Annotated in this window: 22 protein-coding genes; 12 read left to right on the top strand and 10 right to left on the bottom strand. The window is 69.2% G+C overall.

Annotated elements, in window-relative coordinates; all coding sequences use genetic code 11:
• The first annotated feature begins 94 nt into the window (after positions 1-94).
• Both raiA and secA read left to right on the top strand, forming a co-directional pair.
• Positions 95-763 (top strand): ribosome-associated translation inhibitor RaiA, encoded by a 669-nt coding sequence (gene raiA, locus ABZV40_RS23405; protein WP_355445148.1) that lies wholly within the window; start codon positions 95-97, stop codon positions 761-763.
• Between the two features lie 338 nt (positions 764-1,101).
• On the top strand, positions 1,102-4,038 hold the full coding sequence (secA, locus tag ABZV40_RS23410; protein ID WP_355445151.1) for a preprotein translocase subunit SecA: 2,937 nt from the start codon (positions 1,102-1,104) through the stop codon (positions 4,036-4,038).
• A gap of 194 nt (positions 4,039-4,232) precedes the next feature.
• Here the strand turns inward: secA and ABZV40_RS23415 are convergent, their stop codons facing one another.
• On the bottom strand, positions 4,233-4,637 hold the full coding sequence (locus tag ABZV40_RS23415; protein WP_355445154.1) for an Rv3235 family protein: 405 nt from the start codon (positions 4,635-4,637) through the stop codon (positions 4,233-4,235).
• 67 nt (positions 4,638-4,704) lie between these two features.
• On the opposite strand from ABZV40_RS23415, the gene ABZV40_RS23420 reads away from it, so the two are divergent.
• Positions 4,705-5,109 carry an HAD-IA family hydrolase gene (locus ABZV40_RS23420; protein ID WP_355445157.1) on the top strand — a complete coding sequence of 135 codons (405 nt, stop codon included), beginning with the start codon at positions 4,705-4,707 and terminating at the stop codon, positions 5,107-5,109.
• Positions 5,110-5,195: 86 nt separating this feature from the next.
• Entirely contained in the window at positions 5,196-5,501 is a 306-nt protein-coding gene (locus ABZV40_RS23425) for a hypothetical protein (RefSeq protein WP_355445160.1), read from the top strand.
• On the opposite strand, the gene ABZV40_RS23430 is transcribed toward ABZV40_RS23425, so the two are convergent.
• Positions 5,483-6,241: an RNA methyltransferase gene (locus ABZV40_RS23430; RefSeq protein ID WP_355445163.1), complete on the bottom strand. Its 759-nt coding sequence runs from the start codon at positions 6,239-6,241 to the stop codon at positions 5,483-5,485. The two genes, ABZV40_RS23425 and ABZV40_RS23430, sit on opposite strands and share 19 nt — an antisense overlap.
• Before the next feature lie 106 nt (positions 6,242-6,347).
• On the opposite strand from ABZV40_RS23430, the gene ABZV40_RS23435 reads away from it, so the two are divergent.
• Genes ABZV40_RS23435 through ABZV40_RS23450 form a run of 4 tightly spaced genes read left to right on the top strand, consistent with a single transcriptional unit; the run spans position 6,348 to position 9,359 of the window.
• Entirely contained in the window at positions 6,348-7,013 is a 666-nt protein-coding gene (locus ABZV40_RS23435) for a phosphotransferase (RefSeq protein ID WP_355445166.1), read from the top strand.
• 9 nt (positions 7,014-7,022) lie between these two features.
• Positions 7,023-8,417 (top strand): wax ester/triacylglycerol synthase family O-acyltransferase, encoded by a 1,395-nt coding sequence (locus tag ABZV40_RS23440; RefSeq protein WP_355445169.1) that lies wholly within the window; start codon positions 7,023-7,025, stop codon positions 8,415-8,417.
• A complete protein-coding gene (locus ABZV40_RS23445) occupies positions 8,414-8,905 on the top strand; it encodes a hypothetical protein (protein ID WP_355445172.1) in 492 nt (163 codons plus the stop codon). The genes ABZV40_RS23440 and ABZV40_RS23445 overlap by 4 nt, the downstream gene beginning before the upstream one ends.
• 34 nt (positions 8,906-8,939) lie before the next feature.
• On the top strand, positions 8,940-9,359 hold the full coding sequence (locus ABZV40_RS23450; RefSeq protein WP_355445175.1) for a nitroreductase family deazaflavin-dependent oxidoreductase: 420 nt from the start codon (positions 8,940-8,942) through the stop codon (positions 9,357-9,359).
• On the opposite strand, the gene ABZV40_RS23455 is transcribed toward ABZV40_RS23450, so the two are convergent.
• On the bottom strand, positions 9,360-9,746 hold the full coding sequence (locus ABZV40_RS23455) for a VOC family protein (protein WP_355445178.1): 387 nt from the start codon (positions 9,744-9,746) through the stop codon (positions 9,360-9,362).
• 36 nt (positions 9,747-9,782) lie between these two features.
• On the opposite strand from ABZV40_RS23455, the gene pruA reads away from it, so the two are divergent.
• Positions 9,783-11,411 carry an L-glutamate gamma-semialdehyde dehydrogenase gene (gene pruA / locus ABZV40_RS23460; RefSeq protein ID WP_355445181.1) on the top strand — a complete coding sequence of 543 codons (1,629 nt, stop codon included), beginning with the start codon at positions 9,783-9,785 and terminating at the stop codon, positions 11,409-11,411.
• On the opposite strand, the gene ABZV40_RS23465 is transcribed toward pruA, so the two are convergent.
• Genes ABZV40_RS23465 through aroA form a run of 6 tightly spaced genes read right to left on the bottom strand, consistent with a single transcriptional unit; the run spans position 11,408 to position 15,986 of the window.
• Entirely contained in the window at positions 11,408-12,133 is a 726-nt protein-coding gene (locus tag ABZV40_RS23465) for an NAD(P)-dependent oxidoreductase (protein WP_355445184.1), read from the bottom strand. The genes pruA and ABZV40_RS23465 overlap by 4 nt on opposite strands.
• A gap of 22 nt (positions 12,134-12,155) precedes the next feature.
• Positions 12,156-12,680, bottom strand: coding sequence for a hypothetical protein (locus ABZV40_RS23470; RefSeq protein ID WP_355445187.1), 525 nt, complete (start codon positions 12,678-12,680; stop codon positions 12,156-12,158).
• Positions 12,677-13,129, bottom strand: coding sequence for a hypothetical protein (locus ABZV40_RS23475; protein ID WP_355445190.1), 453 nt, complete (start codon positions 13,127-13,129; stop codon positions 12,677-12,679). Before ABZV40_RS23475 ends, ABZV40_RS23470 begins: the two co-directional genes overlap by 4 nt.
• The gene (locus ABZV40_RS23480; protein WP_355445193.1) at positions 13,126-13,692 is read right to left on the bottom strand and encodes a hypothetical protein; all 567 of its coding nucleotides are present in this window, start codon (positions 13,690-13,692) and stop codon (positions 13,126-13,128) included. Before ABZV40_RS23480 ends, ABZV40_RS23475 begins: the two co-directional genes overlap by 4 nt.
• A 28-nt stretch (positions 13,693-13,720) precedes the next feature.
• On the bottom strand, positions 13,721-14,719 hold the full coding sequence (rsgA, locus tag ABZV40_RS23485; RefSeq protein WP_355445196.1) for a ribosome small subunit-dependent GTPase A: 999 nt from the start codon (positions 14,717-14,719) through the stop codon (positions 13,721-13,723).
• 1 nt (position 14,720) lies between these two features.
• Positions 14,721-15,986 (bottom strand): 3-phosphoshikimate 1-carboxyvinyltransferase, encoded by a 1,266-nt coding sequence (aroA, locus tag ABZV40_RS23490; protein ID WP_355445198.1) that lies wholly within the window; start codon positions 15,984-15,986, stop codon positions 14,721-14,723.
• Positions 15,987-16,071: 85 nt separating this feature from the next.
• Here aroA and ABZV40_RS23495 point away from each other — a divergent pair, with 85 nt between their 5' ends.
• Both ABZV40_RS23495 and ABZV40_RS23500 read left to right on the top strand, forming a co-directional pair.
• Positions 16,072-16,803, top strand: a complete 732-nt coding sequence (locus ABZV40_RS23495) for an SOS response-associated peptidase (RefSeq protein WP_355445201.1) — start codon at positions 16,072-16,074, stop codon at positions 16,801-16,803.
• Positions 16,800-17,411 carry an alpha/beta family hydrolase gene (locus ABZV40_RS23500; protein WP_355445204.1) on the top strand — a complete coding sequence of 204 codons (612 nt, stop codon included), beginning with the start codon at positions 16,800-16,802 and terminating at the stop codon, positions 17,409-17,411. Before ABZV40_RS23495 ends, ABZV40_RS23500 begins: the two co-directional genes overlap by 4 nt.
• On the opposite strand, the gene ABZV40_RS23505 is transcribed toward ABZV40_RS23500, so the two are convergent.
• Positions 17,408-18,265, bottom strand: coding sequence for a hypothetical protein (locus ABZV40_RS23505; protein ID WP_355445207.1), 858 nt, complete (start codon positions 18,263-18,265; stop codon positions 17,408-17,410). The genes ABZV40_RS23500 and ABZV40_RS23505 overlap by 4 nt on opposite strands.
• Positions 18,266-18,330: 65 nt before the next feature.
• On the opposite strand from ABZV40_RS23505, the gene ABZV40_RS23510 reads away from it, so the two are divergent.
• Positions 18,331-18,873, top strand: coding sequence for a DinB family protein (locus ABZV40_RS23510; RefSeq protein ID WP_355445210.1), 543 nt, complete (start codon positions 18,331-18,333; stop codon positions 18,871-18,873).
• The last annotated feature ends 122 nt before the right edge of the window (positions 18,874-18,995 follow it).

Here is an 18,995-nt window from a genome sequence, read left to right on the forward strand (position 1 = left end):
GACGACCCTCCGCGACACAATCCGCGATCCAAGATCGCCACGGCGCGCTGAATCAGTCCAGCCAAAGCTCGCAGCAAAGCGAGGGAGGTCGTGTATGGACATCGTCGTTAAGGGCCGCAACGTCGAGGTGCCCGATCACTACAGGGTGCACGTCGCCGAAAAGCTGGCCCGGCTTGAGCGCTACGACCGCAAGGTCATCCGCTTCGACGTGGAGCTTTTCCACGAGCCGAACCGCCGGCAGTCGAAGAACTGCCAGCGGGTCGAAATCACCGGCAAGGGACGTGGACCCGTGGTCCGTTCCGAAGCCTGCGCGGGTGACTTCTACGCCGCGCTCGATTCTGCGGTCGCAAAGCTCGAGAACCGCCTGCGCCGGTCACACGACCGCAGGCGAGTCCACCACGGGGCCCGAGCCCCGATCTCGGTGGCCGAAGCGACAAGCGGACTGGGGGATCCCTCCGCCGCTGGCGAAACCATGACGTCACGCCGCGCGAAGACCGCGGTGCTCGACGCACCCGAGGCCGACTACGAGGGCATGGCGGAAGTGCCCGCGCAGCGGTGGGACGACGGCCTCGACGACAAGTTGCCCGGACGCGTCGTACGCGAAAAGGAGCACGCCGCCAAACCGATGACCGTCGACCAGGCCCTCTACGAGATGGAACTGGTCGGACACGACTTCTACCTGTTCGCCGACACCGACAGCGGGCGCCCGAGCGTCGTCTACCGCCGGAAGGGGTTCGACTACGGCGTGATCAGGCTGGCCTGACCCGGTAACCCACACCTTCGACCGCCGCCGCCCTCACACCCCTCGCGTGTGAGGGCGGCGGCGTGCGTCTACCGCCACCTGGCCGCACTCCGGGCCTCACCGTTCACCGTGAAGGTGAATCTCGCCCGACCAGGAACCTTTACGCGGGCCTCATGCGTTCTCCACACCAGTAGCCGAGGTGGCGGAACGTCCTGCGGATGGGCCTGACCTGCGTATACCAGGTCGCGGGGCCCAATCCGCCTGTGTCTGTGCGCACATCTTGGCGACTTGCCTACGATGGGCAGGGGAAAGGCGTCCGACGTGGGCGCGCCGCGATACAGGTGATGAGGTCTATCCAGATGGTGCTGTCCCGACTGCTCCGCTCCGGCGAGGGCAAGATGCTCAAGCGCCTCCGCAACATCGCAAACGCCATCAACGCGCTCGAAGATGACGTGGTCGACCTCTCCGACGCCGAGTTGCGCGCCAAAACCGAGGAGTTCAAGAAGCGCCACGCCGAGGGCGAGTCGCTCGACGAGCTGCTGCCGGAGGCGTTCGCCGTGGCCCGCGAGGCCGCGAAGCGCACCCTGGGTCAGCGCCCCTACGACGTGCAGCTGATGGGTGGCGCCGCGCTGCACCTCGGTCAGATCGCCGAGATGCGCACCGGTGAGGGCAAGACGCTGACCTCGGTCATGCCCGTGTACCTCAACGCCATCGCCGGCAAGGGCGTCCACGTCATCACCACGAACGACTACCTGGCCAAGCGCGACGCGGACTGGATGGGCCGCGTGCACCGCTTCCTCGGCCTGACCGTCGGCGCGATCCTCTCCGAGATGACGCCCGAGCAGCGTCGCGTGGCGTACAACGCGGACATCACCTACGGCACGAACAACGAGTTCGGCTTCGACTACCTGCGCGACAACATGGCGTGGAGCCTGGACGAGTGCGTGCAGCGCGGCCACTACTACGCGATCGTCGACGAGGTCGACTCGATCCTCATCGACGAGGCCCGCACCCCGCTGATCATCTCCGGTCCGGCCGAGCAGTCGGCGCGCTGGTACACGGAGTTCGCCCGCCTCGCCCCGCGGATGCGCGGCATCGACGTCACGCAGCTCTCCCAGAAGGAGCGCCTGGAGGTCGTCGAGGAGAAGTCGAAGTCGTACCACTACCAGTACGACGAGAAGAAGCGCACGATCGCCGTCACCGAGCTCGGTGTGGAGTTCATCGAGGACCAGCTCGGCATCGACAACCTGTACGAGGCGGCGAACACGCCGTTGGTGGGCTACCTGAACAACGCCCTCAAGGCGAAGGAGCTCTACCACCGCGACAAGGACTACATCGTCCGCAACGGTGAAGTCATGATCGTCGACGAGTTCACGGGTCGTGTGCTCGCCGGCCGCCGCTACAACGAGGGCATGCACCAGGCCATCGAGGCCAAGGAAGGCGTGGAGATCAAGGCGGAGAACCAGACCCTCGCCACGATCACCCTGCAGAACTACTTCCGCCTGTACGAGAAGCTCGGCGGCATGACCGGTACCGCCGAGACCGAGGCGGCCGAGTTCCACCAGACCTACAAGCTGGGCGTCGTCCCGATCCCGACGAACCGCCCGCCGCAGCGCAAGGACCAGCCCGACCTCGTCTACAAGAGCGAGGAGGCGAAGTTCGAGGCCGTCGCCGAGGACATCGCCGAGAAGCACGCGAAGGGCCAGCCGGTCCTGGTCGGCACGACGAGCGTCGAGCGCTCCGAGTACCTGTCGAAGCTGTTGGTGCGCAAGGGCATCCCGCACGAGGTCCTGAACGCGAAGCACCACGAGCGCGAGGCGTTGATCATCGCGAAGGCGGGCCGCAAGGGCGCCGTCACGGTCGCGACGAACATGGCCGGTCGCGGTACCGACATCGTGCTGGGCGGCAACCCGGACATCCTGGCGGACCACGAGCTGCGCGAGCGCGGGCTCGACCCGGTGGAGACGCCGGAGGAGTACGAGCGCGAGTGGTCGAAGGTCGTCGAGGAGCTGACGACCCAGGGCAAGGCGGAGGCCGACGAGGTCCGCGAGGTCGGAGGCCTCTACGTGCTCGGCACCGAGCGCCACGAGTCGCGCCGCATCGACAACCAGCTCCGCGGCCGCACCGGCCGTCAGGGCGACCCCGGTGAGTCGCGCTTCTACCTGTCGCTGCAGGACGAGCTGATGCGCCGCTTCAACGCGTCCATGGTCGAGATGGTCATGACGCGCCTGAACGTGCCGGACGACGTGCCGATCGAGCACAAGATGGTCACCCGCGCCATCCGCAGCGCGCAGACCCAGGTGGAGCAGCAGAACTTCGAGATCCGCAAGAACGTCCTCAAGTACGACGAGGTCATGAACCGCCAGCGCACGGTGATCTACGCCGAGCGCCACCGCGTCCTCGCGGGCGAAGACCTGAAGGAACAGGTCGAGCACATGATCGTCAGCGTCGTCGAGGAGTACGTCAACGGCGCCACCGCCGACGGCTACGCCGAGGACTGGGACTTCGAGAAGCTCTCGACCGCCCTCAAGACCCTCTACCCGGTCTCGGTGGACTTCAAGGAACTCCTGGAGTCCGATGAGGACATCACCCGCGAGTACCTGCGCGAGCTCCTCGTCGAGGACGCCCTGAAGGCCTACCGCGCCCGCGAGGCCGACATCGACGGCCGAGTCGGCGAAGGCGCCACCCGCGAACTGGAGCGCCGCGTCCTGCTGTCCGTCCTGGACCGCAAGTGGCGCGAGCACCTGTACGAAATGGACTACTTGAAGGAGGGCATCGGCCTGCGCGCCATGGCGCAGCGCGACCCCCTCATCGAGTACCAGCGCGAGGGCTTCGACATGTTCAACGCGATGCTGGACGCGTTGAAGGAAGAAACCGTCGGCTTCCTCTTCAACCTCCAGGTGGAAGCCGCCGAGCCGGAACCGGCCGAGCCCGAGGTCCCGGTGACCCTGAGCGCGGCCCCGCAGACCCTCCCGCAGGTGTCCGGCAACGGCGGCGGAGCCCGCGCCCGAGCCCGCGCCGCGGCGGCCGCCCAGCAGCAGGCGCAGCAGCAGTCCCAGGCCCCGGCAGGCCCGGCCATGGCCCAGCTGGCCAGCGGCAGCGCCATCCCGCCCGCGCTGCGCGGCAAGGGCCTCGGTGGCCCCGGCCAGCAGCACCTGAGCTACAGCGGCCCGGCCGAAGACGGCGGCGTCGAGCAGCACGGTGAGGCGAGCGGCGGCGGAGCCCAGCAGGGCGGCACCCGCAAGGAGCGCCGCGAGGCGGCCCGCCAGGCAGCCAAGGACCGCAAGCGCCGCTGACCCTTCCGCACCACCACACGTGGGCCGCGTTCCTCCGGGAGCGCGGCCCACGCGGCGTTTCGGGGCCTGGCAGGTGACGCACCCGCCACGCGTGCCCAACGGTACGACTCCGGCCGCTCGTCGCGGTGGATGAAGGGCTCCTTCATCCACCTGGGGTCGATGAAGGAGCCCTTCATCGACAACAAAAGCCCGAGTCACTCCAGCACGGAAAACACGGTCAGCCACCACCGTCCACCCCGATGCTCAGCCCGAGCCGCAACGGCCACCACCCGCCCGTCCCTCCGAACGGTCACCGACATCTCGGCGACCAACCGCGAAGGATGACAAACCCGAGGTGCCCGGACCAGCCGAGTGGTCCGCACCCGAACCAGCCGCCCCAACCGGGCAACCAGCGCAGGCACGGCGACCTCACGCAACACCCGAGCCGGCCGCCGGGAGTCCAACACCTCCAGCACCACCCAGATCAACCGGGCAGCGTCCAAAGCGGGCGGAGGAGGCTCCGGCACCGGCACCCAGGCAGGCCGCGGACGTGGCCGCGGCACGAACGCCACCCCGACAGGCGGCTCATAGGCAGGCAGACGACGAACAACTGGGGGCATGCCGGACCAGGCGACGCACCGGGCCGCATCAGGACACACACCACTCGAAAGTGGGTACCGTCCCAGGGTGCTCAAAGCTCTGGTGCTGGACTACGGCGGTGTCCTGACCGACCCCGGCGAGAACAACGCGAAGGAACCCCCGCTGCTCACCGCTCTGCGGAAGGTCAGGCAACACGGCCTCAAGACCGCCCTGCTGTCCAACGCGGACGGCTGGTGGCAGCCGCCCTGGCAGAACCTCTTCGACGCCGCGGTCATCTCCGGCGAGGTCGGGCTGGCGAAGCCGGACCCGGAGATCTACCTGCTCACGGCCACCAAGCTGGACCTCGAACCCGCCGAGTGCGTGTTCGTCGACGACCTCGCGATCAACGTGAGGGGCGCGGCCGAGGCGGGCATGGTCGGTGTCCACCATCGGTCGACCGAGTCCACCCTCGAGGAGCTGGAAATCCTGCTAGCGATCGCACTCCGCGATTAGAGGTTCACCCCGCAGCGTAATTGCCCGGTATTCAACCCCCGCACTACGTTCGCTTTGGCAAGTAGTCGAACGCATAGGGGTTGGAAATGCGAAGAATTGTCGCCTGTGTTGCAGCCTCCATTGCAGCCACGGCAATTGCGGTACCCGCGCAGGCCCAGGGGCCGCGCGATTGTTACGACGAATACCAGCGCAACGGGCGCAGTGTCGAGGTGTTCTGCGACTACGGGGCGCCGAGCAGGTTCCAGGTCGTGGCGCACTGTTCCAACGGCCTGGGGTTCTACTGGGACCAGTACGGCACGGTCGGGCGGGTCAGGGGCTCGTCCTCGTTCGCCGAGTGCACCTCACTGCTCGGCAACCCGCAGATCAACGATTATCACGTCCGCTGGCTCTGAGCGCGGCGCACCAGTTCGAAGCAGAGCACGGCCGCCGCTGAGGCGACGTTCAGGGATTCCACGCCGGCCGCCATCGGGATCGAGATCCACGACGTGATGTGCGGGCGCACGTCGTCGGTGATTCCAGAGGTTTCGCTGCCCAGCACGAAAGCGGCGCGGCCGCCAAAAGACGCGGAATACAGCGTGTCGGGAGCGTGGGAGTCCAACGCGTGAAGCGGGAACCCCGCGGAACGCAACAAAGCCGAGGCCTCCGCCGCGGTGCCGCAGCGCAGCACGGGCGCGCGGAAAGCCACCCCGGCGGAGGCCTTCACCACCAGGGGGTCGATGGACGCGACGCCTCGGCGCGGCACCACGATGCCGTCGATGCCCGCGGCGGTCGCGGTGCGCAGGATCATGCCGACGTTCGCGGGCGTGGTGATGCCGTCCAGCACCAGCACGGACCGCAGGCCGCCCTCTTCCAACGCCAGGGCGAGGGGCTTCATGCGGGGCGCCACCACGTCGGCGAGCACGCCCTGGTCCTGCTTTCCGTTGCCCGCCAGGACCTTCACGCGCTGCGCGGTCGCGCGCTGCACGGCAACGCCGCGTGAGCGGGCCGCGTCGATGATCTCGCGTGCCGCCGGGCCACGAGCCGTGTCGGCGAGCACCACCTTGTCCACCGAGAGCGCCGGGTCGTCCAGTGCCTCCAGCACTGGCTTGCGGCCGTAGACGGTGACGAAGCGGTCCTTGGGCGAGATCTCCACGAGCAAAAGGGTGACAGAAGCGGGCACCGACGGCTCAAACGGGTGAAGAGCGCGACTAGAGCCGTTCGGCCCTTGTGCTTTGGATCATATGCATGATGATCGTCACATGACGGCAGGTATGCGCAGCGTCGCGCAACGTCAACATCTCGCGAGCGGTCAGGACTCGGACGTGTTCATCCGGTCCGACGGCTTGCTGGTCAAACGCACGCGCACCGGCCGTGACCTGCGGCGCGAGGCCGAGATGATGCGGTACCTGAGCGGCCACGGCATCCCCGTCCCACGCGTGCACGAGGCCGCCCGGGACGAACTGGTCATGCAGTACGTGCCCGGCCCGCGGATGTCCGAGGAGATCGGCCGCAAGCCGTGGCTCGCCGGCAGCCTCGGCACCCAGCTGGCAGACCTGCACCACCGCCTCGACGCCGTGAAACCCCCGGACTTCCTCAGCGGCGAGGGCCGCCTCCTGCACCTCGACCTGCACCCCGGCAACGTCGTGCTCGGCCCGGAAGGTCCCGTCGTCCTGGACTGGGCGGAGGCCACCAGGGGCGACCGCCGGCTCGACGTCGCGCTCAGCTGGGTCTCCCTCGCCGTCGCACGCCTCGCACCGGTCAAGAAGCTGACGCGGTGGCGGTTCCTCCGGTCGTTCATGGCCAACGTGGACCCGAGGGCGCTCGAAGCGATCCCGGAGGCCGCGCGCATCCGGCTGGAACGCCGCGACCGCGACCCCGTCGAACGTGCCGCACTTCAAAAGCTCATGGACCGCGAACGCCACTAGGCTGGCGGCATGCCGGACCGACTGTCAGCGCTGGACGCCTCGTTCCTGTACCTGGAGGACTCCACGACGCCGATGCACGTCGGTGGCGTCGCGGTGTTCCGCAGGCCCAAAGCGGGTTTCGACTACGACAAGCTCGTCGACCTCATCGAGCAACGCCTGAGCCTCGTGCCGCGCTACCGGCAGAAGGTCGTGCAGGTCCCAGGACGCATCGCACGCCCGGTCTGGGTCGACGATCCCGACTTCGACGTCACCTACCACGTCCGCCGAAGCGCCCTGCCCAAGCCGGGCAACGACACCCAGCTGCACGACCTGGTCGCCCGCCTGATGTCCCGCCCGCTCGACCACTCCCGCCCGCTGTGGGAGATCTACCTGGTCGAGGGGCTCGCGAAGAACCAGGCCGCGGTCATCACCAAGACCCACCAGGCCATGATCGACGGCATCGCGTCGCTGGAGATCGGCCAGGTCATGCTGGACGTGTCGCCGTCGCCGCGCACCAACGTCGAGAACCTCTGGATGCCGCAACCGGAACCCAGCTCGCTGCAGCTCGTGGCCGACGCCGTCACCGACATCGTGCACAGCCCCGGCGAGCTCGTGGAGAACGTCCGCAGCGCCGCGCTGGACACGGTCGCGACCGTCGAGAAGGTGTTCAACGCGTTCGGGGCCGTGGCCGCCGCCGTCCGCACCGCCGCGACGCCCGCGCCCGGCAGCCCGTTGAACGTCCGCATCACGTCGCCGCAGCGCCGGTTCTCCGTCGCGCGCGCCAAGCTCGACGACCTGCGCGCCATCCGCAAGACGCACGGCGGCACCGTCAACGACGTGGTGCTCGCCGCGTTGAGCGGTGCCCTGCGCAACTGGCTGCTCAGCCGCGGCGAGATCGTCACGGGCAGCACCACGATCCGCGCGATGGCGCCGCTGAGCGTGCGCGAAGCAGACCCGGACTCGGGCAACAACGTCAGCGCCTACCTCGTGGACCTGCCGGTCGGCGAACCGAACCCCGTCGTGCGGCTGCACCACGTGTCGCACGCGATGCGCGCGCACAAGGAGTCCGGCCAGTCCGTCGCCGCCGACGCGCTGGTGAAGGTCTCCGGCTTCGCGCCACCGACCTTGCACGCACTCGGTGCGCGGGCGGCGAGCTCGTTCAGCCGCCGGCTGTTCAACGTGATCGTGACAAATGTTCCCGGCCCGCAGGTGCCGCTGTACGCGGCGGGCGCGAGAATGACCGAGATCTTCCCGGTCGTCCCGCTCGCCAAGAACCAGGCGCTGGCCATCGGGGTGACGTCGTACGACGGCGGTGTGTACTTCGGGCTGAACGGCGACCGCGACGCCATGTCCGATGTGGACGTTCTCGCGACCATGGTCGAGGAGTCGGTGGAGGAACTGATGGGGACGGCGAGCGCGTCATGAGGGTCTACATCCCGGCCACGGTGCCGATGCTGCGCACGTTCGTCGACAGCGGCGAACTGGCTCCGATCGGCGGCACCGCCTTCGCGCTGACGCCCGCGTTGCGCGAGTCGTACGCGGCGGGCGACACCGAGGAGCTCGAGTACGCCGCGATGCTCGACGCCGCACGGGCTTCGCTGCGCCTGCTGGCGGGCGAGGAGAAGGCGGAGCCGCGTCGTGCGGTGATCGCGGTTGACCTGGACGACGTGACGCTGCGTCCGGACCTCGACCACTCGGTGGTGAAGGTCGCCGGACCGGTGACGATGAAGGCCGTCGCGTCGGTGCACCTCGACACCTCGGAGGCCGAGGACGACGTGCGTGCGGCGGCGGAGGTCGTGGACGCCGCGGACATGGGTGACCCGGACGCCGAGTTCACGCTGGGCAGCGCCGAGGACCACGAGCTGGCCTGGTACGCGCCGCAGGAGCTCGCGTTCGTGCTGGAACTGATGTAGGCCGCATCCCGGCCGGAGAAAGACAGGACAACCCGTGAGCGACTTCAACGCCGAGGTCATCGAGGAGTTCCGGGCGAACGAGGGCCGCGTCGGCGGCCCCTTCGCCGGAGCCCCGATCGTGCTGGTCCACCACCGCGGCCGCCGCAGCGGCAAGGAAAACATCGCCCCGATGATGTACCTGCCGCACGAGACCGACGACGACGTCATCTACGTCTTCGCCTCCAAGGGCGGTGCACCGCAGCACCCCGACTGGTACCACAACCTCGTCGCCTCAGGACAGGCCACCGTCGAACGCGGCACCGACACCTACGCCGTCAACGTCCGTGAGCTCACCGGCACCGAACGCGACCAGCGCTACGACCAGCAGGCCCGCCTGTACCCGGGCTTCGCCGAATACGCGGAGAAGACCGCCGGCATCCGCACCATCCCGGTCCTGGAGCTCACCCGCGCGTAGCTACATGCCCTCCGCGGGCTCCCACAGCTCGATCCGGTTGCCCTCGGGGTCGACGCACCACCCGAACCGCCCGAACTCCGAGTCCTCGGTGTCCGGCAGCACCTCGACCCCGCGCGCCTTCAGCTTGGCCATCAACGACGGCAGGTCGTCCACGCGCAGGTTCAGCATCGCGCGCTGATGCGGTTCGCCGATGTACTCGGTGTCCTGCGCGAACAACGCCATCGTCGTCGTGCCTGGCTGCTCGGGCGTGGCCGTGTCGAGCCAGTGGAAGGTGACGGTGCCCTTTTCGCTCATCGGTACGCCCAGGTTGTCGCGGTACCAAGCGGCCAGGCGCACCGGATCTCTGGAACGCAGGAAAACTCCACCGATCCCAGTCACCCGCGCCACCCGACGGACCCTACTACTGCGTGCCACGATGGGGGAATGGACGCCGTAACGTCTGCACCCGAACCGGTCAACGAGCCGGTGCACACCTACGCTCCAGGGAGCGCCGAACGCGCGAGCCTCCAGCAACGCATCGCGGAACTCGAGGGCACCACCCACGAACTCACCATGACCATCGGCGGTCGGCGGCGGATGGCCGGCGGTGAGCGCGTGGACGTCGTTCAGCCGCACGACCACCGGCACGTGCTCGGGGTGACGGCGCAGGCGACCAACTCCGACGTCGCGGAGGCCATGAGGGCCGCCCAGCACGCCGCGCCCGGATGGCAGGAGCTGCCGTTCGACGAACGCGCCGCGGTGCTGCTGCGGGCGGCCGACCTGCTCGCCGGGCCGTGGCGCGACACCCTCAACGCCGCCACGATCCTCGGGCAGTCGAAGTCCGTGCAGCAGGCCGAGATCGACTCGGCGTGCGAGCTGATCGACTTCCTGCGCTTCAACGTCCACTTCGGCCGCCGGATTCTCGCCGAGCAGCCGATCAGCAGCCCCGGCGTGTGGAACCGGATGGACCACCGGCCGCTCGACGGGTTCGTCGTCGCGATCACGCCGTTCAACTTCACCGCCATCGCCGGCAACCTGCCGCTCGCGCCCGCGCTGATGGGCAACACCGTGCTGTGGAAGCCGTCCCCGACGCAGCAGCTCGCCGCGCACTTCACCATGCGGCTGCTGGAGGAGGCCGGGCTGCCGCCGGGCGTGATCAACCTCGTCACCGGTGACGGCCGCGCGGTGAGCGAGGTGGCGTTGCGGGACAGGTTCTTCGCGGGCCTGCACTTCACCGGCTCCACGCGGACGTTCAAGGCGCTGTGGCAGACGATGGCGGCCAACCTCGACCACTACCGCGCCTACCCGCGCGTGGTCGGCGAGACCGGCGGCAAGGACTTCGTGCTGGCACACGCTTCCGCCGATCCGCAGGCGCTCGTCACCGGCCTGGTCCGCGGTGCTTTCGAGTACCAGGGCCAGAAGTGCAGTGCGGCCTCCCGTGCCTACATCGCGCGTTCGTTGTGGGAGAGCGAGGTCCGCGAACGGTTGCTCGACGTCACGAAGTCCTTGTCCTACGGCGATGTCACGGACCTCTCGGCGTTCGGCGGCGCGGTGATCGACCACCGCGCGTTCGCCAAGCACAAGGACGCGCTGCTGATGGCGTCCGCGTCCACCTCGGTGGAGGTGCTGGCGGGCGGCACGTGCGACGACTCGGTGGGCTACTTCGTCGACCCGACCGTGCTGCTCGGCACCGACCCGCACCACGACATCTTCACGACGGAGTACTTCGGACCGATCCTCGCCGTGCACGTCTACGAGGACGCGGACTTCCCGGACATCATGCAGACCATCGACAGCTCCACGCCGTACGCGCTCACTGGTGCCGTCTTCGCACGCGACCGGGAAGCCGTCGCGCAGGCGCACAAGGCGTTGCGGTTCGCGGCGGGCAACTTCTACGTCAACGACAAGCCGACCGGCGCGGTCGTCGGGCAGCAGCCGTTCGGCGGCTCCCGCGGTTCCGGCACCAACGACAAGGCGGGCTCGATCTACAACCTGCAGCGGTGGACGAGCCCGCGTGCGGTCAAGGAAACCCTGGTGCCGCCGACGAACCACACCTACCCGCACATGGGTTAGCGCGGTTTCCAGCCGGTCGCTTCGGTCAGTTTCGTGCTCACCACGCGTTGCGACCGGCTGAACACCTCGAAGGAAGCCGCCAGCCTGCTCGTGAACTTCGGCAGCCGCGTGATCCCCAGCTCTCGTTTGAGGATCGGCGACCCGACGTTGTAGATGCCGGGCGGCGCGTCCAGCACCGCGACGGCAGCGGCCGCCGCGTCACCGGGGTGCACGACGGACATCCACCCGTCGCCCACGAGCACCGGCGGTGACTGCGCCTCGCCGCCCACCAGCAACCCGATGCGCAGGAACACTCCACCGGGGTGCTTGAGCACGTTCTCCTGCGCCACGACCGAGCTGGCGACGTGCCCGACCGGCTCGATCGGCGCGGTCTCGTCGAGCTCGCGGTCGCCGCCGTCCGCGTAGACGAACGAGATGCCCTCCTGCACGATCCGCTCGACGCCCGCGTGCCCAGCCGCCTCCACCAGCGCGGCGCTGCCCTCGGTGCGGATGCGGTCGTTCTCCGCCCAGGCGCTCGCGAAGACCGCCTTCGCACTGAGCGGGATGCGGGTGGCGAGGTTGATGACGGCGTCGTAGCCCGTCAGCGCCGCGGCCAGCCGGCCTGCGTCGAACAACGAGGTGGTGCGCCGGTCCAGCACCCCGACCTCGTGTCCTGCCGCCCGCAGCCGCGGCACCGCTTCCCGTCCGAGCACACCCGTCGCACCGATCACGAATACCTTCATGACAGGTGGACGTGGCAGCGCGTCAGGACGTGACAACCAGCTTCTCGAACGCCCTGCGCGCCTTGCCCTGCGAGATCCCGGCGACCTGGTCCAGGTTGCCGTTCCGCAGGTGGGCGATCACCTTGTACGACTCCGTCGCGTTGACTGCGACGAGAGTGGTGCACTCCACCACGCCGGAACCGGTGGTACAGGACGTCGCTGCCGAATGTCCGTCGCCGATGAGCATCTCCGAGGATTTGGCCGGCCGAGCGTAGGCGTCCGTGAACACCACCAGGACGATCAGGTCCGTGTCGGCGCCGCTGCCCTCCCGGAAGGCGCAGGACCGCGGGATGTCCGGGTAGGGCTGCGGCGGGATGTTCAGCGGTGTGTCGAAGTCCGCGGCGGCGAGCAGCCCGCACGGGTCGGCGACGAGCTTGCGCGGCGTGTCGATCCGTGGCGAGGTCGTGGTGACCGTCGTGGTCGTGGTCGTCGTGCTCGACGGCGCGGTCGCGACCGGTGCGGCGGTGCAGCCCGCGAGCAGCAGCAGGAACGGCAGCAGACGCTTCATCTCGGCAGTCTCTCCAGTGCTTTCGACGCCAGTCCCTGCGTCACCTGACCGACGGCGTTGACGTCTGGGCTGCGCTGGACCACTTTCAGCCCGATGACCTGACCGTCCCGCACCTCCACCACGGCGTCGCACGTCACGACACCGGACGCGTCCGTGCAGCGGCGTGTCATCGGGTGGTCGTCGACCACTGCGCCGTAGCCGCCGTCGGACTGCAACGGCTGAGAGGCGTCCGCGAACTTCTCCGGCCGCAGGGTCACGCGGACGGTCAGCGCGTCGAACGTGAAGTCGCACGCCCGCTCGCCCTTGGCCGGTGTGCCGGAGAGGTTGCCCGCGTCGCCGGAGTGCAGCAACGCGCAGACGTCGGCGTTCTCGAACGTCGGAGGAGCGGGTTGTTCCGCAGCACACGCGGTCAGTGCCACGAGCGCAGGAGCTGTCCAGAGAAGCTTCACGACGCCCTCGGAATCCGGTCGATCACGTCGGTGATCAGCTGCTGGGTGTTGAGCAGCAGGCGCGACTCGTTCATGTTCTTTCCTCCCAGCGACACCATGAGCGTGTGGTCAGGCGCGATCGACGCCCACGCGGCGCAGGATCCGTTGTCCGCGTTTCCGCCGCACGAGAACCAGACGTGGTGACCGCCGATCAGTCCCTGGTACCCGTTGGGGTTGTTCGCCTTCTCCGCGTCGTAGGTGCGTGGCAGCACTCCGACGAGAACGACGAGGTCGTCGGGCCCGCCGGTGCCCACCGTGGCGCCGCAGCTGCCGGGGATCTTCTCGTAGGGCGCGGGCGGGACCGAGAACGTGCCCCACTTGTTGCGGGTGAAGTCGGCCTCGGAGAACAGCTTGCACGGGTCGACGCCGGCGAGGTTGCGCGGTATGTCGATGCGTGGAGACGTCGTCGTCACCGTCGACGTCGGTGTGCTGGTCGTGCTGGTCGTGGTCGGCGGTGCGGCCGGTTGCGCGGCACACGCGGCCAGCGCCACCAGCAGCGCGGCCACCCCCAGGTGTCTCTTCACGCGAAGAGTGTGACTGACCGGCGCAACCTCAATCCGCGTGTTCGTCCAGCCCGGCACGCGACGCGAGCAGCCGGCGCAACGAGGCGAGGCGACCAGGTGCGTCCGGCACGAGCTCGTCCAGCATGCAGCCGGGATCCTCGGGCGCGCCGAGATGACCGCAGCCGGGCGGGCACTCCTCGGCGGCCTCCGCGAAGTCCGGGAACGCCTTCACGATGTCGTCCGGCGTGATGTGCGCGAGGCCGAACGAGCGGATGCCCGGCGTGTCCACGACCCAGCCGCCGCCGGGCAACCGCAGCGCCACGGCCTGGGTGGACGTGTGCCTGCCCTTGCCGACACCGGACACCACGCCGACCGCGCGGTTCGCGTCCGGCACCAGCCGGTTGACCAGCGTGGACTTGCCGACGCCTGAATGGCCGATCAGGCACGACACGGTGTCCGCCAAACGTGCGCGCAGCTCGGTCGGCTCCTCGTCGAACCGCGTCACGATCACCGGCACGTCGAGCTCGGTGTAGAGCGCCAGCAGCGAGTCCGGGGACGCGAGGTCCGACTTCGTCAGGCACAGCACCGGTTCCAGACCGCCCGCGTACGCGGCGACCAGGCACCGGTCGATGAAACCCGTGCGCGGCGGGGGATCCGCCAGCGCGACCACCATGATGAGCTGGGAGGCGTTCGCGACGACGACGCGTTCGAACGGGTCGGTGTCGTCCGCGGTCCGGCGCAGCACCGAGGTCCGCTCCTCGACGCGCACGATGCGGGCGAGCGTGTCCGGCTGGCCCGACGTGTCACCGACGATGCCGACCTGGTCGCCCACCACCACGGGTGTGCGGCCGAGCTCGCGCGCACGCATCGCGGTGACGACGACACCGGAGTCCAACGCGCACGTCCAGCGGCCGCGGTCCACGCCGATCACCATCGCGCTCTCGGCGTCGGCGTGGTCCGGTCGCCTCTTGCTGCGCGGCCGCGTCCCCTTGCCGGGCCGCACGCGCACGTCGGACTCGTCGAGCTTGCGCCAGTCCCGCTTGCTCACGTCAACGCGCCCCCGCGAGCATGGCGTTCCACATGCCTGGGAAGTCGGGGATCGTCTTCGTCGTCGACCCGATGTCGTCCACCTCGACGCCAGGCACCACCAGCCCGATGATCGCGCCCGCGGTCGCCATCCGGTGGTCCGCGTAGGCCTTCCACACCCCGCCGTGCAGCGGCGCGGGGTTGATGATCAGGCCGTCCTCGGTCTCGGAGGCGTTGCCCCCCAACGCGTTGATCTCGTTCACGAGCGCCGCGATCCGGTCCGTCTCGTGGCCGCGGATGTGCGCGACACCGCGGATGACCGTCTGGCCCTCGGCCAGCGACGCCAGCGCGGCGATGGTCGGGGTCAGCTCGCTCTCGTCGTGCAGGTCGATGTCCAAACCGGACAGCTTCGCCGGTCCGCGCACGGTCAGCCCCCGGTCCGACAGTTCGACGGTGCAGCCCATGCGGGTCAGGATGTCGCCGATCGCGTCACCGGGCTGGGTGGTGCTGCTCGGCCACAACGGGATCGTCACCTCGCCACCGGTCACCGCGGCCGCCGCCAGGAACACCGTCGCGTTCGACAGGTCCGGCTCCACGGTCCACGTGCGCGCGGCGATCGGGCCCGGCGCGACGTGCCACAGGTTCGCGTCCGTCTCCACCCGGACGCCGACCGACCGCAGCGTCTCGACCGTCATCTCGATGTGCGGCAACGAAGGCACGGGCTTGCCGTCGTGCCGCACCGTCACGCCCTTGTCGTACCGTGCGGCGGACAGCAGCAGCCCGGACACGAACTGCGACGAGCCCGACGCGTCGATGGTCACCTCACCACCGGGCAGCGATCCGGTGCCGCGCAACGTGAACGGCAGCGCGTCGCCCTCGACGTCCGCGCCGAGCGAGCGCAACGCGTCCAGCACCGTGCCCATCGGCCGCATGCGGGCGTGCGGGTCGCCGTCGAACCGGATCTCGCCCTCGGCCAGCGCGGCGGCGGGCGGCAGGAACCGCATGACCGTGCCCGCGAGGCCGCAGTCGACGTCCGCCGGACCGCGCAGCGCACCGGGCGTCACGTCCCAGCCGCCGTCCTCCCGGTCGGCGAACCCGACGCCGAGGGAGGAGAGCGCGGCGGCCATCAACACGGTGTCCCGGCTGCGCAACGGCGCGTGCACCGTGGACGGTCCGTCGGCCAGTGCCGCGAGGACCAGAACGCGGTTCGTGATCGACTTCGAGCCGGGCACCGGCACGGTCGAGTGGACTGGACCAGGTGCGCTGGGGGCTGACCAGTGCTGAGTCATGCCGCAATGATCCCGCACGCGGACTGGGGCGGCTCGCACAGGTGTTCCCGACGTGCGACGATGACGACTTCGGAGGTGATCGGTTTTGTGCGGTAGGTACGCCTCCACCAAGGACCCGGCGCTGCTGGCGGCCGAGTTCGACGCGGTGGACGGAACCGGCGACGAGGCGCCAGGGGCGGACTACAACATCGCTCCCACCAAGCACGTCATGGCGGTGGTCGAGCGCAAACCCCCGGAAGACGACGAGGTGGAACGCAGCATCCGCGTCATGCGCTGGGGTCTCGTGCCGCACTGGGCCAAGGACCTCTCCGGCGCGGCCAAGATGATCAACGCGCGGGCCGAGAGCGTGCTGGAGAAGCCCGCCTACAAGCAGTCCGCCATGAAACGCCGCTGCATCCTGCCCGCCGACGGTTGGTACGAATGGCAGCCGGGCGAGGGGCGCAAACAGCCGTACTTCATCACTCTCGGCGGTGGCGCGTCACTGGCGATGGCCGGCATCTGGTCGGTGTGGTGGAAGGACGACGTTCCGACCGTCACGTGCGCGGTGCTCACCACGGACGCCATCGGCGCGATGACCGAGGTGCACCACCGCATGCCGTTGCTGCTGCCTCGGGACCGTTGGTCGGCGTGGCTCGACCCGGCGTCGCTCGACCCGTCCGAGCTGCTGGCCCCGGACCCCGCGATCGTCGAGGCGTTGGAGCTGCGTCCGGTGTCGACGGCGGTGAACAGCGTGAAGAACAACAACCCGTCCCTGATGGACCGCGTTTCTCTCAACGGAGAAGAGAAGCCTTCACCCATGTTGTTCGAGCAGTCGTGACGACGTTGTTGGTGGACACGCCGCACGGCCCGGCGAGGGCCTCGCTGCACTGTGCCCACGAACCGCGCGCCGCTCTGCTGCTGGGCCACGGCGCCGGTGGTGGCGTCGAGGCCCCGGACCTGGTGGCCGCCTGTCACGCCGCGAACGCGGTCGGCGTGCACGTGGCCCTGGTCGAACAGCCCTACCGCGTCGCGGGGCGTCGTGCGCCCGCACCGGCCAAGCAGCTCGACACGGCCTGGTTGTCCGTCGTCGAGGACCTCGGCGAACGCTGGTTCGACGGCCTGCCCCTGGTGTTCGGGGGCCGGTCGTCGGGCGCGCGGGTCGCCTGCCGCACGTCGGTCGAGGGCCAGGCCGTCGCGGTGCTCTGCCTCGCGTTCCCGGTGCACCCGCCGGGCAAGCCGGAGAAGTCCCGCCTGGCCGAGCTGGACGCCGTCGAGGTGGCGACCCTGGTCGTGCAGGGCGAGAACGACCCGTTCGGCCAGCCGCCCTCCGGCCACCACCGGGAAGTGGTGCTGCTGAAGGGCGACCACTCGCTGAAGGCGTCCGTCGCGGACGTGGGCCGGTTCGTCGGCGAGTGGCTGGACCGCGTGCTGAGGCCGTTGGACTAGCGCGCCATCCGCGTCCACGTGTGCCGGCGACCGCGCACGGCCACCGAGTACGCGTAGAGCAGCTCGGGGTCGCCCATGCCCGGCAGGAAGCAGTCGCCGATGTGGTGCGCGTCGACCCCGATCTCCTTGGCGATCAGAGCCAGGTGCGGCACCACGTTGGTGTGCGCGCCCTCCTGTGACGTGCCGATCGCACCCATGACGACCGCGTTCCTCTCATGGACCGCTGCTACGGCTTCGCCCGCGGCTTCTCGGGTGACGCCGGGCAACGTGCCGGGAATCGGCAGGATCACGCCGTCCGCTCCCGCGTCGACGAGGTTCACGAGCTTCTGCGCGGTGATCTGCTCGGGATGACCGGCGTGGTGCATCTTGCCGACCCACAGCGCGGCATCGTTCTTGATCAGCTCGGTGGCGCGGGCCATGCCGTCCAACGAGCCGTCCGTGCTCGGGTTGGCGGTCAGCACGATCAGCGCGGCACCCGCGCCGGCGAGCCTCCCGGCGTTGTCCTTCGTCGCCTTGCGCAGGTCCGGGACGGTGCCGGGTTCGAGGTTGACGCCGATCGGCCGCCCGATCTTCTCGGCCAGGGCGGTCAGGTTCGGCAGCTCGCCGAGACCGGGGAAGCGGAACGTCGTGCCGTCCCAGACCCGGTCGATCATGTTCAGCACGACGACGTCGGCGCCGAACGCGGCCATCAGCTCGGCGTTGTGCACACCGGTCCGGCCGTCGAACGACAGCGCGGCCCGGTCGGCGAACACCTCGGCGACCATCGTGCGGCCCTCGGACGCCGCCACGGCACGGGAGAGCTCCGGTCCGCGTAGTGCGGCGAGCTGGGGACCGTCGAGATCGAGGATGCGCACGGCAGGCCTCCTGATTGGTCTAAACCATGTGGTGGCACTCTACGCAATGGGTTGTGATCGCGCTCATGACCGACTTCGACGAGCACGGCCGTCCCGAACCGCCGATGGACGGCGACGAACTCGCCACCCTGACCGGTTTCCTGGAGTGGCAACGAGCCACGCTCGGGTGGAAGACCGCGGGCCTCACCGCCGAGCAGCTCAACCAGACCACCGCGAAGTCACCGATGACGCTCGGCGGCATCCTCAAGCACCTGGCGTACGTCGAGCAGCAGTGGTTCCACGTCGTCCTGCTCGACCGCGAGCCGCAGGAGCCGTGGGCGAGCGTCGACTGGGAGGCCGACGACGACTGGGACTGGCACTCGGCCGCCGACGACACCCCGGAACAGTTGAACGCCCTCTGGCAGGCCGAGGTCGAGCGGGCACGCGGGGCCGTCGCGGAAGCGCTCGAAACCGGCGACCTCGGCCAACTGTCGAAACGCGCGCCGTGGCCCGACGGTCGCCGGATGAGCCTGCGCTGGATCCTGACCCACATGGTCGAGGAGTACGCGCGGCACAACGGTCACGCGGATCTCATCAGAGAAGCGATCGACGGCCAGGTCGGAGAATAGAGCGCTTTCCTCCGAACGGTCGAGGGCTCGGCCGAAAGTACGAAAATGATTCTTCGTGCAACCCAGTGGATCTCCGGGGCGTCCACCGATTTGTAAGGCGAATACGCCAACTGAGACGAATT

This window comes from Lentzea sp. NPDC004782, from assembly GCF_040609115.1.
Classification (GTDB): domain Bacteria; phylum Actinomycetota; class Actinomycetes; order Mycobacteriales; family Pseudonocardiaceae; genus Lentzea.

Excerpts from the sequence above, each read along its gene's own strand:
- ABZV40_RS23445 (WP_355445172.1), top strand. The coding sequence starts at position 8,414 with ATGAGGGTCTACATCCCGGCCACGGTGCCGATGCTGCGCACGTTCGTC.
- ABZV40_RS23470 (WP_355445187.1), bottom strand. The coding sequence starts at position 12,680 with ATGAAGCGTCTGCTGCCGTTCCTGCTGCTGCTCGCGGGCTGCACCGCC.
- ABZV40_RS23415 (WP_355445154.1), bottom strand. The coding sequence starts at position 4,637 with ATGCCCCCAGTTGTTCGTCGTCTGCCTGCCTATGAGCCGCCTGTCGGG.
- raiA (WP_355445148.1), top strand. The coding sequence starts at position 95 with ATGGACATCGTCGTTAAGGGCCGCAACGTCGAGGTGCCCGATCACTAC.
- pruA (WP_355445181.1), top strand. The coding sequence starts at position 9,783 with ATGGACGCCGTAACGTCTGCACCCGAACCGGTCAACGAGCCGGTGCAC.
- secA (WP_355445151.1), top strand. The coding sequence starts at position 1,102 with ATGGTGCTGTCCCGACTGCTCCGCTCCGGCGAGGGCAAGATGCTCAAG.
- aroA (WP_355445198.1), bottom strand. The coding sequence starts at position 15,986 with ATGACTCAGCACTGGTCAGCCCCCAGCGCACCTGGTCCAGTCCACTCG.
- ABZV40_RS23465 (WP_355445184.1), bottom strand. The coding sequence starts at position 12,133 with ATGAAGGTATTCGTGATCGGTGCGACGGGTGTGCTCGGACGGGAAGCG.
- ABZV40_RS23510 (WP_355445210.1), top strand. The coding sequence starts at position 18,331 with ATGACCGACTTCGACGAGCACGGCCGTCCCGAACCGCCGATGGACGGC.
- ABZV40_RS23435 (WP_355445166.1), top strand. The coding sequence starts at position 6,348 with ATGACGGCAGGTATGCGCAGCGTCGCGCAACGTCAACATCTCGCGAGC.
- ABZV40_RS23440 (WP_355445169.1), top strand. The coding sequence starts at position 7,023 with ATGCCGGACCGACTGTCAGCGCTGGACGCCTCGTTCCTGTACCTGGAG.
- ABZV40_RS23425 (WP_355445160.1), top strand. The coding sequence starts at position 5,196 with ATGCGAAGAATTGTCGCCTGTGTTGCAGCCTCCATTGCAGCCACGGCA.